The following is a 14,341-nucleotide window of genomic DNA, read 5'->3' on the forward strand; positions in this document are numbered from 1 at the left end:
GGCTGCCTTGCAGCCCTTTCCGACCGGTCCGGCGCTCAGGTGAGCAGCTTGATGATCAATGCGGTGACAGTAGCCACCGTGGTGACGAAACCGACGGCGATGGCAACCGGGTACCAGAAGGTTTCGCGGGTCATTTTGCCGGCTTCAGCATTCAGCTTGCGTGTCTCGGCCATCAACTTATCCACTTCGACGCGGATCTTGGCAACCTCAATGCGGATTTTTTCGGCTTCTGCCTGGGTCATGTCGTACTGCTGCATGGTGGTTCCTTTCCATCGGCGCATTCGCTAGCCCGGCTGTCAGTATAGCAACGCCAATAGCCAGCTCTTGCTTGCTTCCCATGCCATTGCGTTACTGGATATTGGGGCCGCATAGCGACCCCTTCCTTATCAGGAATGGCTCAGCTCGGCATGTTCATCGCCAGCCAGCACTTCCTTGTCGGTCTCTTTCAACAACTGGCTGGTCACCACCCCTGCGGTCATCGAACCGTTCACGTTCAACGCCGTACGGCCCATGTCGATCAGCGGTTCCACCGAAATCAGCAATGCCACCAGTTCCACCGGCAGGCCCATGGCCGGCAACACGATCAGCGCGGCGAATGTCGCACCACCACCTACGCCGGCAACCCCTGCCGAACTCAGGGTGACGATGGCCACCAGGGTGGCGATCCACAGCGGGTCGAAGGTATCGATGCCCACCGCCGGCGCCACCATCACCGCCAACATGGCGGGATAGAGGCCGGCGCAGCCGTTCTGGCCAATGGTGGTACCGAACGATGCGCTGAAGCTGGCAATCGACTGCGGTACGCCCAGGCGGCGGGTTTGCGCTTCGATGTTCAGCGGAATGCTGGCAGCGCTGGAGCGGCTGGTGAAGGCGAAGGTCAGCACCGGCCACACCTTGCGGAAGAAGCGCAGCGGGCTCACGCCGGTGGCGGCGAGGATAACGCCGTGCACCACGAACATCAGCGCCAGACCCAGGTACGACACCACCACGAAGCTGCCCAGCTTGAGGATGTCTTCCATGTTCGAGCTGGCCACCACCTTGGTCATCAGCGCCAGTACGCCATACGGGGTCAGCTTCATCACCACCCGCACCAGGCGCATCACCCAGGCCTGCAGGGTGTCGATGGCCGACAGCGCGCGCTCGCCCTTCTCGGCATCGTCCTTGATCAGCTGCAGTGCAGCCAGGCCAAGGAACACGGCAAAGATCACCACGCTGATGATCGAGGTCGGCTTGGCCCGCGCCAGGTCACCCACCGGGTTGCTGGGGATGAACGACAGCAGCAGCTGCGGGATGTTGAGGTCGGCGACCTTGCCGGCGTAGTCGCTGTGGATAACCTGCATGCGTGCGCTTTCCTGGGCGCCAGCCACCAGGCCTTCGGCGCTGAGGCCGAACAGGTTGGTCAGGACGATGCCGATCAATGCGGCAATGGCGGTGGTCAGCAGCAGGGTGCCGATGCTCAGCACGCTGATACGGCCCAGCGACGAGGCATTGTGCAGGCGTGCCACGGCACTGAGGATCGAGGCGAAGATCAGCGGCATGACGATCATCTGCAACAGGCCGACATAGCCGTTGCCGACCAGGTCGAGCCAGGCGATGGTGGCCTTGAGTACGGGGTGTCCGGCGCCATAGACGGTATGCAGGATCAGGCCAAACACCACGCCCAGCACCAGGCCCAGCAATACTTTCTTGGCCAGGCTCCAGTCGGTGCGGCGGGTTTGTGCCAGGCCCAGCAACAGGGCCAGGAACGCCAGCAGGTTAAGGGACAGCGGCAGGTTCATTGAAGCTCCAGCGGTAAAGGCAAAAGAGGCATCGCCTCTGTGAGCGAATGCGAACGGAAATGCTAACAGCCTGAAAACAAACGAATTTATACCCAAATGGCATGTGCATAGTCGTTTATGGAATAACGGCGTGTCGCGGATTGCAATGAACACGGCGTTTGCAACTGCATGGAGGTCGTTATCGAGGGCTGTCGGTAGGGGGTGTTGCACTAGCGTTTGTGGGTCATTTCAGGAGATCCGTGCATGAAATTCGCTCCGAAAGCCGTCGCCATCGGCCTGTCCCTGCTGTTCAGTATCGAAACCTTCGCCACCGAGCTCAAACACTGGCCTGCCGAGGCTGCCAGACAGCTCGACAGCATGATCGCCGCCAATGCCAACAAGGGTAACTACGCGGTGTTCGACATGGACAACACCAGTTACCGTTATGACCTTGAAGAGGCTTTGCTGCCGTTCATGGAAAACAAGGGGTTGTTGAGCCGCGACAAGCTCGACCCCTCGCTGAAGCTGATGCCGTTCAAGGACACCGCCGAGCACAAGGAAAGCCTGTTCAGCTACTACTACCGGCTGTGCGAAGTCGACGACATGGTCTGCTACCCGTGGGTAGCCCAGGTGTTCTCCGGCTTTACCCTGCAGGAGTTGAAGGTGCAGGTGGATGAACTGATGGCTTCCGGCAAGCCGATCCCCAGCACCTACTACGAAGGCGACCAGGTCAAGACCATCGAGGTGCAGCCACCCAAGGTCTTCAAGGGCCAGGCCGAGCTGTACAACAAGCTGATGGAGAACGGTATCGAGGTGTATGTGATTTCGGCGGCCTCCGAAGAGCTGGTGCGCATGGTCGCCTCGGACCCCAAGTACGGTTACAACGTGAAGCCGCAGAATGTGATTGGCGTGAGCTTGCTGCTGAAGGACCGCGCCAGCGGCCAGCTGACCACCGCGCGCAAGCAGATCAGTGCCGGGCACTATGATGCCAAGGCCAACCTGGGGCTGGAGCTGACACCGTACCTGTGGACCCCTGCCACCTGGATGGCGGGCAAGCAGGCGGCGATCCTGACCTATATCGATGAGTGGAAGAAGCCGGTGCTGGTGGGCGGCGATACGCCAACCAGCGACGGCTACATGCAGTTCCATGGCGTGGATGTGAGCAAGGGCGGCATCCACCTGTGGATAAACCGCAAGGCCAAGTACATGGACCAGATGAACGGGATGATTGCTCGGAATGCCGCGGCGCAGGCCAAGGAAGGGTTGCCGGTGACAGCGGACAAGAACTGGGTGATCGTGACACCGGAGCAGATCCAGTAACGAGGCCTGTCAGCCGTTGCGGCCCACGATGAGAGTCCGGGCCGCTTCCTGATCGATGTTCTGTGCCAACAAGGTCACTGCTTCGATGGCGCTTGCACGGACGCTGGCCCCCACCGGGCCAAGCGTCTGTTCGACCACGACACTGTGCACCTGGTTAATCCCGACGAAGCGGAACCACGTATCGATGAAGGGCTTTTCCAGGCCAAAAGCCTGGTCGGGTGTCTGTGAGTCAGAGCCGTAACCAAGTCCACGGGAGTAGATTGCAACAGCCCGACGTCCGCCCAGCATGCCATTCAACCCTTGCTCATCGAAGGTGAACAGGACGCCTTTGTGCGAAATTGCGTCGATCAGATGCTTGAGCTTGTACGGGATGCCGAAATTCCACAGCGGTACGCTGAACACCAAGGTATCAGCCCGGTGGAACCGTTCAGCGAGTGCCTTGATCTGCCCCCATGCTGCAGCCTGGGCGGTTGACAGTGGGGCATCGGCAAGCCCTGCGTACTTTGCCGCGAGCAAAGCGCCATCCACTTCGGGGAGCTCGCATTCCCAAGGGTCAAGGCAGTCAATCACCACGGCTTTGCGCTCGGCCAATGCCGTCAGGAACACTTCTGCAATCTGAGTGGAAACGGACCGCTCTCCTCTCGGTGAGGCACAAACATACAAGATACGTTCAACCATGGGGCTTCTCCTTGGCAGCGTTGGTGACACTTCCCCTGGCGTTCGACTGCACAGGTGCTTGGCGCAAAGTCTGATTCAGAATGATTGTTTATAGAAATGACGTATGTTCTGCATATTGAGTGAGATAGGTGATTAATCTGTGTTCGATACTGTGCTTTTGCGTAGCTTGCTTGCCGTTGCCGACAACGGTGGTTTCACGCGCGCGGCGCAGAGGCTGCATCTAACGCAGTCGGCGATCAGCGCTCACATCAGGCGGCTGGAGAGTGAAGCTGGGCACAAATTGCTGGAGCGCACGACCCGTTCGGTCAGCCTGACGCCAGCGGGCGCCCGGCTGGCAGGTTATGCCCGCACTATCCTGGCGTTGCATGATGATGCTCGCGCGAGCCTTGGCGTAGGCCGTCGGGTTTCAGGCATGGTATTTGTGGGCTTGAGCGAGGAGATGGTGAAAGCCCCCATCATCGACTGCCTGCGTCGATTCTCGGTGGCGCATCCCGATGTAGGGGTTTCCCTGAAAGTCGGCCTGACCGGCGAGCTGCTTGCACTTGTTCAATCGGGTGGGCTCGATATCGTGTTGGGGAGCCGCTGCGGCGACGAAGAACGTGGCGAACTGCTTTGGTCCGAGCCGTTGGTCTGGGCGAGAGGGCCGGTTGCGCTGCCCACCGATGATGCAACCACTCCAATACCCTTGGCGGTGTTTTCCGAACAATGCCCCTACCGTGCCGCCGCCATCGAAGCCCTGGCGCGTGCGGGGCGACAATGGCGGATCGTTTGCCAGAGCCCAAGTGCCGGGGGGCTGATAACCGCTGTCAGTGGTGGGCTGGGTGTAACGCCAGTCACCCGGTCGTCCGCACTGGCTGCAGGTTTACAGGAAGTGCCAACGCTGCCATCCCTTCCTCAAGCGCAGTTCATTTTGACCTCGGTGGCGAAGCCGAAGCGCTCAGTTGCCCTGCTGCTGGCGCAATTGCGCCAATGTGCTTCGAGGGGGGAGCTTTGACTCAGCATTTCTCTAGCGCCATAAAAAAGCCGGCGCACAAGGCGCCGGCTTTTTCAAACGCCAGAAAGCCTTACAACCCTTCCAGCATGGCCTTGTTACGCACGGCGCCCTTGTCGGCACTGGTCGCCAGCAGGGCATAGGCCTTCAGCGCGGTGGTCACCTTGCGTGGGCGTACTTCAGCCGGTTTCCAGCCCTTCTTGTCCTGCTCGACACGGCGCTCGGCCAGCTCTGCGTCGCTGACTTGCAGGTTGATCGAACGATTCGGGATGTCGATCAGCACCTTGTCGCCGTCGCGCACCAGGCCGATGGCGCCACCAGCAGCGGCTTCCGGCGAGGCGTGGCCGATCGACAGGCCCGAGGTACCGCCCGAGAAGCGGCCGTCGGTGAGCAGGGCGCAGGCCTTGCCCAGGCCCTTGGACTTCAGGTACGAGGTCGGGTACAGCATTTCCTGCATGCCCGGGCCACCTTTCGGGCCTTCGTAGCGGATGATCACGATGTCGCCGGCCTTCACTTCGTCGGCGAGGATGCCGCGTACGGCGCTGTCCTGGCTCTCGAAGATCTTCGCGGTGCCTTCGAACACCAGGATCGACTCGTCGACACCGGCGGTTTTCACTACGCAGCCATCCAGCGCGATGTTGCCGTACAGCACGGCCAGGCCGCCTTCTTGCGAGTAGGCATGCTCGACACTGCGGATGCAGCCTTCGGCGCGGTCCAGGTCCAGGCTCGGCCAGCGGGTCGACTGGCTGAACGCGGTCTGGGTCGGGATGCCGGCAGGGCCGGCCTTGAAGAAGGTGTGCACGGCTTCGTCATCGGTCTGGGTGATGTCCCACTTGGCGATGGCTTCTTCCATGCTGCGGCTGTGCACGGTCGGCAGGTCGGTGTGCAACAGGCCGCCACGGGCCAGCGAGCCGAGGATGCTGAAGATGCCGCCGGCACGGTGCACGTCTTCCATGTGATATTTCTGGATGTTCGGCGCAACCTTGCACAGCTGCGGCACCTTGCGCGACAAGCGGTCGATGTCGCGCAGGTCGAACGCCACCTCGGCTTCCTGGGCGGCGGCCAGCAGGTGCAGGATGGTGTTGGTCGAGCCGCCCATGGCGATGTCGAGCATCATGGCGTTCTCGAACGCCTTGAAGTTGGCGATGTTGCGCGGCAGTACCGACTCATCGTTTTCGCCGTAGTAGCGCTTGCAAAGCTCGACGATGGTGCGGCCGGCGGTGAGGAACAGCTGCTCGCGGTCGGCGTGGGTGGCCAGGGTCGAACCGTTGCCCGGCAGGGCCAGGCCCAGGGCTTCGGTCAGGCAGTTCATCGAGTTGGCGGTGAACATGCCGGAGCACGAACCGCAGGTCGGGCAGGCGCTGCGCTCGTATTCGGCGACTTTTTCGTCGGAAGCCGAGGAGTCGGCGGCGATGACCATGGCGTCGACCAGGTCCAGGCCGTGGCTGGCCAGCTTGGTCTTGCCGGCTTCCATCGGGCCGCCGGACACGAAGATTACCGGGATGTTCAGGCGCAGGGCGGCCATCAGCATGCCGGGGGTGATCTTGTCGCAGTTGGAGATGCACACGATGGCGTCGGCGCAGTGGGCGTTGACCATGTACTCCACGGCGTCGGCAATGATCTCGCGGCTTGGCAGCGAGTAGAGCATGCCGTCGTGGCCCATGGCGATGCCGTCATCGACCGCGATGGTGTTGAATTCCTTGGCCACGCCACCGGCGCGTTCGATTTCGCGGGCGACCAGCTGGCCCAGGTCCTTCAGGTGCACGTGGCCCGGGACGAACTGGGTGAACGAGTTGGCGATGGCGATGATCGGTTTCTTGAAGTCTTCGTCCTTCATCCCGGTGGCGCGCCACAGGGCACGGGCGCCGGCCATGTTGCGGCCTTGGGTGGAAGTCTTGGAACGATAATCAGGCATGAAACACTCCTGGCGGCTTAATCAGGTCACAAAAAGGGGAGTGAGCTTCACTTGTCCTTTGCGCCGCAGGCCGGTTGCCACTGGCACGGATGGGGCCGAAGACCGCGCGGGATCGCCGCGTGCTTGGGCAGAGCTCATAAACCCGCCGGGGATGACTGGCGATGAATAGGCCGATTCTACACCGCTGGCGCGGCGAGGGAATGGCGATGTGTCCAGGCGGTGGCTTTGGCCTAACGGCTGGTACTTGTAGGACGCTTCCGAAACGGCGGCCAAGGGGCTGACCGGCCCGCCTCGAACAACTATTATGCGGCCGCCGCATGTGCGGTTTCACGAGATACCCCTCAATGGACCTTCCCAGTTACCGGTTCCGCACGAACCTGCAATCTGGCACTGAGCGCGCCGCCGCCAGGGCTGCCGAAGGCTTGAGTCCGCAAGGCTGAAGTCTGTGGGCGCCTGGGTCGGCGCCTGGAGAACTTCATGCAAAATCAAATCGATAAAAACATCCTTCAACCGGAGACCCACGCAGCCCTTGAGGCGCAGCGGCGCGAAGCGACCGAGGATTTTCACAAAGGCGCTTCGATCACCAACCATGTTGGAAACCTGCGGGATGCAACCCTTGGGCTGCTTTACCGCAAGCGTGTGCTATGGCTGGTGGTGCTGGTGTTTGGCAACCTGTTTTCCGGGGCGGGTATTGCCGCATTCGAGGAAACCATAGCCGCACACATCGCCCTGGTGTTCTTCCTGCCGTTGCTGGTGGACAGTGGCGGCAATGCCGGCGCCCAGTCGGCGACGCTGATGGTACGTGGCTTGGCCACAGGGGACGTGGTGATGCGTGACTGGTGGCGCATGCTGGGGCGTGAATTCGGCGTGGCGCTGGCGTTGGGCGTAACCATGGCCATTGCAGTGGCGTCTTTGGGAGTGCTGCGCGGCGGGCCGCAAATCGCCTTGATTGTTGCCAGCAGCATGGTGGTGATCGTGCTGGTAGGCAGCCTGATCGGCATGAGCCTGCCGTTCCTGCTCAGCCGCTTCAAGCTGGACCCGGCCACGGCCAGTGGGCCGCTGATCACATCGATTGCCGATGCGGCGGGGGTGCTGGTGTATTTCGGGATAGCGACGCAGGTGTTGGGGATCTGACACTGTCTCGTGCTGGTTTCACCGGCCTCATCGCCGGCAAGCCAGCTCCCACAGGTACTGCACAGGTCTCGAGGGCTGTGGTGATCCTGTGGGGGCTGGCTTGCCGGCGATGGGGCCGGTGCAGGCCGTTTGCTTCTCGGTCAGCTGTTGGGCAGCAACCGGCAGGTGATGCTCTTGATGTAGCGGGTTTCGGCGATGGCCGGGTGTACCGGGTGGTCCGGGCCTTGGCCGCCGCGCTCGAGCAGTTGCATGTTGCGGTCCAGGTGGCGGGCGCTGGTCAGCAGGATGTTGTGCAGGTCGTCCTCGGGCAGGTGCATGGAGCACGAGGCGCTGACCAGGATGCCGTCCTTGGTCAGCATGCGCATGGCCTGCTCGTTCAGGCGGCGGTAGGCCGCTTCGCCGTTTTTCAGGTCTTTCTTGCGTTTGATGAAGGCGGGTGGGTCGGCAATGATCACGTCGAAGCGCTCTTCGGCGGCCTTGAGCTCGCGCAGGGCTTCGAACACGTCGCCTTCGATGCAGGTCAGCTTCTCGCTGATGCCGTTCAGCGCGGCGTTACGCTCCACGCCGTCCAGGGCAAAGCCCGAGGCATCGACGCAGAACACTTCGCTGGCGCCGAAGGCACCGGCCTGCACGCCCCAGCCACCGATGTAGCTGAACAGGTCGAGCACGCGCTTGCCTTTCACGTACGGCGCCAGGCGTGCACGGTTCATGCGGTGGTCGTAGAACCAGCCGGTTTTCTGGCCTTCACGCACCGGGGCTTCGAACTTGACACCGTTCTCTTCCAGCGGCACCCAGTCCGGCACTTCGCCATAGACGGTCTCGACATAGCGCTGCAGGCCTTCGGCGTCACGCGCGGAGGAGTCGTTCTTGAACAGGATGCCGCTTGGCTTGAGTACCTGTACCAGGGCTGCAATCACGTCATCCTTGTGCGCTTCCATGGTGGCCGAGGCCAACTGCACCACGAGGATGTCGAAGAAGCGATCGACCACCAGGCCTGGCAGCAGGTCGGAGTCGCCATAGACCAGGCGGTAGCATGGTTGGTCGAACAGGCGCTGGCGCAGCGACAGGGCAACGTTCAGGCGGTGCACCAGCAGCGACTTGTCCAGCGGCAGCTTGGCGTCGCGCGACAGCAGGCGGGCACAGATCAGGTTGTTCGGGCTCAGTGCGACGATACCCAGTGGCTTGCCGTTGGCCGCCTCGAGAACGGCCTGCTGGCCGGCCTGGAAGCCTTGCAGCGGGGTCGCGGTAACGTCGACTTCGTTGCTGTAGACCCACAGGTGGCCGGCGCGCAGGCGGCGGTCGGCATTGGCTTTGAGGCGAAGGCTGGGCAGGGACATGACGTCGCTCCGGGAAAAAAGAGCGGGATTATAACCTGTTGCCTGGCCGCGCGCCCGTTGTGGGAGCGGCCTTGTGTCGCGAAAGGGCTGCGCAGCAGACCCAGGGTTTCAGCGGCGCTGCATGGATTGCCGGGGCCGCTTTGCGGCCAATCGCGACGCAAGGCCGCTCCCACAACATCCGCGCAGGCCTGTGCCGGTGAAGTAAAAAATCGCTGCAACCATTCAGTGGTTGGTCCCATTCCGCGTTAGAGGGTTAGAATCGCGGGTCCCAAAAGAGTGTGTACGTATGTCCCAGGAACTCAGCGCCGAACAGATCCAGCAAGCCTTGCAAGGCATCACCATCCCGCCGCAACCGCAGATCATGGTCGACCTGCAGTTCGAGCAGTACATGCCTGACCCGGACCTGGAAACCATCGCCAAGCTGATTTCCCAGGACCCGGGCCTCTCGGGGGCCTTGCTCAAGCTGGTCAACTCCCCGCATTTCGGCCTTTCCAACAAGATCGGCTCGATCCAGCGGGCGGTGAACCTGCTGGGCAGCCGTTCGATCATCAACCTGATCAACGCCCAGTCGATCAAGGGCGAGATGACTGACGAGACCATCGTCACCCTCAACCGCTTCTGGGACACCGCCCAGGATGTGGCGATGACCTGTCTGACCCTGGCCAAGCGCACCGGCATCCAGGCGGCGGACGAGGCTTACACCCTCGGCCTGTTCCATGACTGTGGCGTGCCGCTGATGCTCAAGCGCTTCCCCGACTACATGGATGTGCTAGAGGAGGCCTATGCCAAGGCCGACGAGGAAACCCGCGTGGTCGACAGCGAAAACCGCGTGTTCAACACCAACCATTCGGTGGTCGGCTATTTCACTGCCAAGTCCTGGCGCCTGCCCGAGCACCTCAGCGCGGCCATCGCCAACCACCACAACGCCTTGGCGGTGTTCCGCGACGAGAGCTCGCGCAATACCCAGAGCCAGCTGAAAAACCTGCTGGCGGTGCTGAAGATGGCCGAGCACATCTGCGCGTCCTACCGGGTGCTGGGTAACCAGGCCGAGGACCACGAATGGAATGTGGTCGGCCCGCTGGTGCTCGATTACATTGGCTTGTCGGAATACGATTTCGAAAACCTCAAGCAGAACATTCGCGAGTTGGGCGGGCACTGACACATGCCGGAATTACCTGAAGTAGAAACCACCCGGCGCGGTATTGCGCCCCATCTGGAAGGCCAGCGTGTCAGCCGGGTAGTGGTGCGTGACCGGCGCCTGCGCTGGCCGGTTCCGGAAGACCTGGATGTACGTCTGTCAGGGCAGCGCATCGTCAGTGTCGAGCGGCGTGCCAAGTACCTGTTGATCAATGCCGAGGTCGGTACCCTGATCAGTCACCTGGGCATGTCGGGCAACCTGCGCCTGGTCGAGCTGGGCTTGCCCGCAGCCAGGCATGAGCACGTGGATATCGAGCTGGAATCGGGGTTGATGCTGCGTTACACCGACCCGCGCCGCTTTGGCGCGATGCTGTGGAGCCTGGACCCGTTCAACCACGAACTGCTGCTGCGCCTGGGGCCGGAGCCGCTGACCGACCTGTTCGACGGCGAGCGGCTGTTCCAGCTGTCCCGTGGGCGGTCGATGGCGGTCAAGCCGTTCATCATGGACAACGCGGTGGTGGTGGGGGTGGGCAACATCTACGCCACCGAGGCGCTGTTTGCCGCCGGCATCGACCCCCGTCGGCAAGCGGGCGGGATTTCCCGGGCGCGCTATCTGAAGTTGGCGATCGAGATCAAGCGCGTGCTGGCGGCGGCGATCGAGCAGGGCGGCACCACGCTACGCGACTTCATCGGTGGCGACGGGCAGCCGGGGTACTTCCAGCAGGAATTGTTCGTGTACGGGCGGGGCGGGCAGCCATGCAAGGTGTGCGGCACGGAGTTGCGCGAGGTGAAGCTGGGGCAGCGGGCGAGTGTGTATTGCCCGCGCTGCCAGCGCTAAGGCAAGTTACGCGGAACCCCTTGTGGGAGCGGCCTTGCGTCGCGAAAGGGCCGCACAGCGGCCCCCGCAGTTTCTGCTGCGAAGCTGAAATCCTGGGGCCGCTTCGCGCCCCATCGCGACGCAAGGCCGCTCCCACACAGGGACCGCGTGGAGGCGGTCAGGCAGCGATCAGGCCTTGCCGGTAATCCGGCGGTACTTGGCCATCAGCTCTTCTTCGGTTTCCGGGTGCGCCTCATCCAGCGGGATGCAGTCGACCGGGCAGACCTGCTGGCATTGCGGCTCGTCGTAATGGCCTACGCACTGGGTGCACAGGTTAGGGTCGATCACGTAGATCTCTTCGCCTTGGGAGATGGCCTCGTTCGGGCACTCGGGTTCGCAGACGTCGCAGTTGATGCAATCGTCGGTGATGATCAGGGACATGGGGACTCCGGCCGGGGCTCAGCGCCCGGGCATGTTCAACGCAGTGGGCACAATTGTGCCGCATTCGCGCCCGCAGTGCACGCGGGCGCGATGATCAGCCGCTAAAGATTACTTCTTGAAGCGTTCGGTCAGCGCATCGGCCACCACCGGGTGGACGAACTTGCTGATATCCCCCCCCAGCGCGGCAATTTCCCGGACCAGGGTCGAGGAAATGAACGAGTAGCGCTCCGAAGGCGTGAGGAACAGGCTCTCGACGTCGGGCGCCAGTTGCCGGTTCATGTTCGCCAGCTGGAACTCGTACTCGAAGTCGGACACCGCACGCAGGCCGCGCAGGAAGACGTTCGCGCCCTGTTCCTTGGCGAAATGCGCCAGCAGCGAGGAGAAGCCGATGACTTCGACATTGGGCAGGTGCTTGGTGACCTCACGGGCGAGCTCCACCCGTTGTTCCAGCGGGAACAGCGGGTTTTTCTTGGGGCTGGCCGCCACCGCGATGATCACGTGGTCGAACAGCCGCGAGGCGCGCTCGACCAGGTCGCCATGGCCTTTGGTAATGGGGTCGAAAGTACCCGGGTACAACACTCGGTTCATCGCGTCATCCTGGCTGGAGTGCGTTGGGGAGTCGGATGGTAGCGCAGCGACGGCGCCCCGGCCAAGTCATGCGGTCGGCTGATGGCACTATAGACAGGGGCCCAGTTGCTTGTCATGCGCTGTGTGCCAGGCGGGCGACCAGTGCTTCGGTGAGCCTGGCGCTGATGGCATACACCGACAGTTGCGGGTTGGCACCAATGCTGGTGGGGAACAGCGAACCGTCGTGAATCGACAGGTTTTCCAGCTGGTGATGGCGGCCCAGGCTGTCGCACACCGCCTGGCGCGGGTCGTCGCCGAAGGCGCAGCCACCCATCACGTGGGCGCTGCCCAGGCGTGTGCGGAACGGCTCCAGGCGCAACTTGTCGATCATGGCCAAGGCCTGTTCCAGGCTGGACGAGGCGCTGGCATCGCTGTGCACGGGGGTAACCTGGGTGGCGCCGGCGGCGAACTGGATCTGCGCCATGCTGCGGTAGGCGCGGCGCAGGCCGTCGCGCAGGTAGTCGGTGACCGGGTAATCGAGCACTGGTGAGCCATCGCCGCGCAGCTCCACGGCCCCGCCCTGGCTTTGCGGGTGGAACCCGTCACGCAGCAGTGCCAGCATCACGTGGGTATGCGGCAGTTCGGCCATGCGCAGGGCATTCTCGTGGCCGTGCCCGCCCAGCAGGGTGCTGGCCAAGGCCGGGTGCAAGGGCGGTACTTCCAGCTTGTAGCCGATCGGGCCGTCGCTGCCGCCTTGCCATTGGAAATGGTCGCTATAGATGGACTGCGGGGCGCCGTAGTAGGGGTCGATACGCTCGTTGAAGCGTGCTGCGCTGAAGTTGACCAGATGCAGGAAGGTACGTTTGCCCAGGCGGCCATGCGGGTCGGGCGCGTCGGAACGCAGCAACAGGGCCGGGCTGTTGATGCCGCCACCGGCGAGGATGTAGTGACGCGCGCGAACACGAACCAGCCGGCCTGTGGGGTGTATGCCCTGGGGATCCAGCGCCTGGCAGGTCAGGCCCTGGATGCGCTCGCCGTTGTGTTCGAAGCGCTCGGCCCGTGCCAGGTACAGCAGCTCGCCGCCCTGTTCGAGGGTGGCGGGAATACGGGTTACCAGCATCGATTGCTTGGCATTTACCGGGCAACCCATGCCGCAGTAGCCCAGGTTCCAGCAGCCGCGCACGTTGCGCGGGATCACCGCCCAGCGGTAGCCCAGCTGTTCGCAGCCACGGCGCAGCACGTCGTTGTTGGCATTCGGTGGCAGGGCCCAGGGGGTGATGCCCAGCTCCTGCTCGATGCGTTCGAACCAGGGGCGCATTTGCGCCTCGCCCAGGCCCGTCACGTTGTGGGCCGTGGCCCAGTGCGTCAAGGTCTGTGGCGGGGTACGAAAGCTCGAGGTCCAGTTGACCAGCGTGGTGCCGCCCACGGCGCGGCCCTGGAGGATGGTGATGGCGCCGTCCTTGCTCATGCGGCCCAGGCCTTCCTGGTACAGGCTGGCATAGGCTTCGTTTTCCAGCAGGTGGAAATCGCTGCTGGTCTTCAGCGGGCCTTCTTCGATCAGCAATACCTTGAAGCCGGCAGTACTGAGCATCTGCGCGCTGGTAGCGCCACCGGCACCGCTGCCGATCACGGCAACGTCGGCTTCCAGCGTGAGATCGTGTGTCAGGCGCGAGGCGTCATGGGTGATCCAGCCGCTTTCCAGGCCTTGGCGAAACGGGTCGGGGACAGGCATTGGCGCTGCTCTTGATTGTTTTCAGATTTTCGGTGGCCCCGGGTAGCCGCAGGCGGCCCAGGATTCGGGGCGTTCGTACCAGGCCATCTGCAGCAACTGCAGCAGCGAGGCGTGGCCCATGCGCAGCAGGTTCAGCGAGCTGTCCTGCCAACGTTGCAGGAAGGCCGTGACCTGCGCGGCGCTGGCTTGGTCCCAGGCGCCCCAGACACCGGTCAGGGGACCACGGGTGAGCGGCAGGCTGAGCACGTCGAACAACTGCCGGGTGAGCTTGAGCATTTCCGGCGACAGCGCCGCCAGCTTGTGGTCGAGGCTGTGCAGCACCAGGGTCTCGGCGGCCTGCGTACCGGCCAGTACCACCGGGATCAACGCGCGCAACAGCGGCAGGTCGTCGTTGCGCAATACCTGGTAGCCGGTCGCGGCTGTTTGTGCGCTGCAGCCGACCAGGCTGGTACCGGCCAGAAAGACGCTGGCACCAAGGCTGAAGCGCAGCAGTTCGCGGCGGTGCATGGGCTGGC

14 protein-coding genes are annotated in these 14,341 nt (G+C 63.0%); 5 read left to right on the forward strand and 9 right to left on the reverse strand.

Annotated features, from left to right (window positions below):
- Positions 1–35: 35 nt before the first annotated feature.
- Together M2S36_RS14505 and M2S36_RS14510 are read right to left on the reverse strand one after the other, a co-directional pair.
- Positions 36–242 (reverse strand): hypothetical protein, encoded by a 207-nt coding sequence (locus M2S36_RS14505; protein ID WP_333957370.1) that lies wholly within the window; start codon positions 240–242, stop codon positions 36–38.
- A 144-nt stretch (positions 243–386) separates the two neighbouring features.
- Entirely contained in the window at positions 387–1,778 is a 1,392-nt protein-coding gene (locus M2S36_RS14510) for an L-cystine transporter (RefSeq protein WP_063912096.1), read from the reverse strand.
- Between the two features lie 243 nt (positions 1,779–2,021).
- Here M2S36_RS14510 and M2S36_RS14515 point away from each other — a divergent pair, with 243 nt between their 5' ends.
- On the forward strand, positions 2,022–3,077 hold the full coding sequence (locus tag M2S36_RS14515) for a haloacid dehalogenase-like hydrolase (protein WP_233688135.1): 1,056 nt from the start codon (positions 2,022–2,024) through the stop codon (positions 3,075–3,077).
- A gap of 9 nt (positions 3,078–3,086) precedes the next feature.
- On the opposite strand, the gene M2S36_RS14520 is transcribed toward M2S36_RS14515, so the two are convergent.
- A complete protein-coding gene (locus M2S36_RS14520; RefSeq protein ID WP_333957348.1) occupies positions 3,087–3,755 on the reverse strand; it encodes an FMN-dependent NADH-azoreductase in 669 nt (222 codons plus the stop codon).
- A 139-nt stretch (positions 3,756–3,894) separates the two neighbouring features.
- Here M2S36_RS14520 and M2S36_RS14525 point away from each other — a divergent pair, with 139 nt between their 5' ends.
- Complete coding sequence (locus tag M2S36_RS14525) at positions 3,895–4,749, forward strand: LysR family transcriptional regulator (protein ID WP_333957349.1); 855 nt, start codon at positions 3,895–3,897, stop codon at positions 4,747–4,749.
- Between the two features lie 70 nt (positions 4,750–4,819).
- Here M2S36_RS14525 and ilvD read toward each other — a convergent pair whose 3' ends face one another.
- Positions 4,820–6,661: a dihydroxy-acid dehydratase gene (gene ilvD / locus M2S36_RS14530; RefSeq protein ID WP_063912093.1), complete on the reverse strand. Its 1,842-nt coding sequence runs from the start codon at positions 6,659–6,661 to the stop codon at positions 4,820–4,822.
- A gap of 477 nt (positions 6,662–7,138) precedes the next feature.
- Here ilvD and M2S36_RS14535 point away from each other — a divergent pair, with 477 nt between their 5' ends.
- The gene (locus M2S36_RS14535; RefSeq protein WP_233688137.1) at positions 7,139–7,795 is read left to right on the forward strand and encodes a magnesium transporter; all 657 of its coding nucleotides are present in this window, start codon (positions 7,139–7,141) and stop codon (positions 7,793–7,795) included.
- A gap of 140 nt (positions 7,796–7,935) precedes the next feature.
- Here the strand turns inward: M2S36_RS14535 and M2S36_RS14540 are convergent, their stop codons facing one another.
- Positions 7,936–9,132, reverse strand: coding sequence for a class I SAM-dependent rRNA methyltransferase (locus M2S36_RS14540; protein WP_233688138.1), 1,197 nt, complete (start codon positions 9,130–9,132; stop codon positions 7,936–7,938).
- A 340-nt stretch (positions 9,133–9,472) separates the two neighbouring features.
- Between M2S36_RS14540 and M2S36_RS14545 the strand changes: the two genes are divergently transcribed.
- Positions 9,473–10,291 carry an HDOD domain-containing protein gene (locus tag M2S36_RS14545; protein ID WP_233688159.1) on the forward strand — a complete coding sequence of 273 codons (819 nt, stop codon included), beginning with the start codon at positions 9,473–9,475 and terminating at the stop codon, positions 10,289–10,291.
- 3 nt (positions 10,292–10,294) lie between these two features.
- Positions 10,295–11,107, forward strand: a complete 813-nt coding sequence (gene mutM, locus M2S36_RS14550) for a bifunctional DNA-formamidopyrimidine glycosylase/DNA-(apurinic or apyrimidinic site) lyase (protein WP_233694061.1) — start codon at positions 10,295–10,297, stop codon at positions 11,105–11,107.
- 168 nt (positions 11,108–11,275) lie between these two features.
- On the opposite strand, the gene M2S36_RS14555 is transcribed toward mutM, so the two are convergent.
- The 4 genes from M2S36_RS14555 to M2S36_RS14570 form a co-directional block, all read right to left on the reverse strand.
- Positions 11,276–11,527 carry a YfhL family 4Fe-4S dicluster ferredoxin gene (locus M2S36_RS14555; RefSeq protein ID WP_013974644.1) on the reverse strand — a complete coding sequence of 84 codons (252 nt, stop codon included), beginning with the start codon at positions 11,525–11,527 and terminating at the stop codon, positions 11,276–11,278.
- Between the two features lie 108 nt (positions 11,528–11,635).
- Positions 11,636–12,115, reverse strand: coding sequence for a pantetheine-phosphate adenylyltransferase (gene coaD / locus M2S36_RS14560; RefSeq protein ID WP_003249065.1), 480 nt, complete (start codon positions 12,113–12,115; stop codon positions 11,636–11,638).
- 112 nt (positions 12,116–12,227) lie between these two features.
- Complete coding sequence (locus M2S36_RS14565; protein WP_333957351.1) at positions 12,228–13,826, reverse strand: GMC family oxidoreductase; 1,599 nt, start codon at positions 13,824–13,826, stop codon at positions 12,228–12,230.
- A 21-nt stretch (positions 13,827–13,847) separates the two neighbouring features.
- Positions 13,848–14,333: a twin-arginine translocation pathway signal protein gene (locus M2S36_RS14570; protein ID WP_233694063.1), complete on the reverse strand. Its 486-nt coding sequence runs from the start codon at positions 14,331–14,333 to the stop codon at positions 13,848–13,850.
- Between the last annotated feature and the right edge of the window lie 8 nt (positions 14,334–14,341).

This window comes from Pseudomonas sp. SF2 (assembly GCF_036858055.1).
Taxonomy (GTDB): domain Bacteria; phylum Pseudomonadota; class Gammaproteobacteria; order Pseudomonadales; family Pseudomonadaceae; genus Aquipseudomonas.

Coding starts and splice junctions, on each gene's coding strand:
- M2S36_RS14505 (WP_333957370.1), bottom strand. CDS start 242: ATGACCCAGGCAGAAGCCGAAAAAATCCGCATTGAGGTTGCCAAGATC.
- M2S36_RS14510 (WP_063912096.1), bottom strand. CDS start 1,778: ATGAACCTGCCGCTGTCCCTTAACCTGCTGGCGTTCCTGGCCCTGTTG.
- M2S36_RS14515 (WP_233688135.1), top strand. CDS start 2,022: ATGAAATTCGCTCCGAAAGCCGTCGCCATCGGCCTGTCCCTGCTGTTC.
- M2S36_RS14520 (WP_333957348.1), bottom strand. CDS start 3,755: ATGGTTGAACGTATCTTGTATGTTTGTGCCTCACCGAGAGGAGAGCGG.
- ilvD (WP_063912093.1), bottom strand. CDS start 6,661: ATGCCTGATTATCGTTCCAAGACTTCCACCCAAGGCCGCAACATGGCC.
- M2S36_RS14535 (WP_233688137.1), top strand. CDS start 7,139: ATGCAAAATCAAATCGATAAAAACATCCTTCAACCGGAGACCCACGCA.
- M2S36_RS14540 (WP_233688138.1), bottom strand. CDS start 9,132: ATGTCCCTGCCCAGCCTTCGCCTCAAAGCCAATGCCGACCGCCGCCTG.
- mutM (WP_233694061.1), top strand. CDS start 10,295: ATGCCGGAATTACCTGAAGTAGAAACCACCCGGCGCGGTATTGCGCCC.
- M2S36_RS14555 (WP_013974644.1), bottom strand. CDS start 11,527: ATGTCCCTGATCATCACCGACGATTGCATCAACTGCGACGTCTGCGAA.
- coaD (WP_003249065.1), bottom strand. CDS start 12,115: ATGAACCGAGTGTTGTACCCGGGTACTTTCGACCCCATTACCAAAGGC.
- M2S36_RS14565 (WP_333957351.1), bottom strand. CDS start 13,826: ATGCCTGTCCCCGACCCGTTTCGCCAAGGCCTGGAAAGCGGCTGGATC.
- M2S36_RS14570 (WP_233694063.1), bottom strand. CDS start 14,333: ATGCACCGCCGCGAACTGCTGCGCTTCAGCCTTGGTGCCAGCGTCTTT.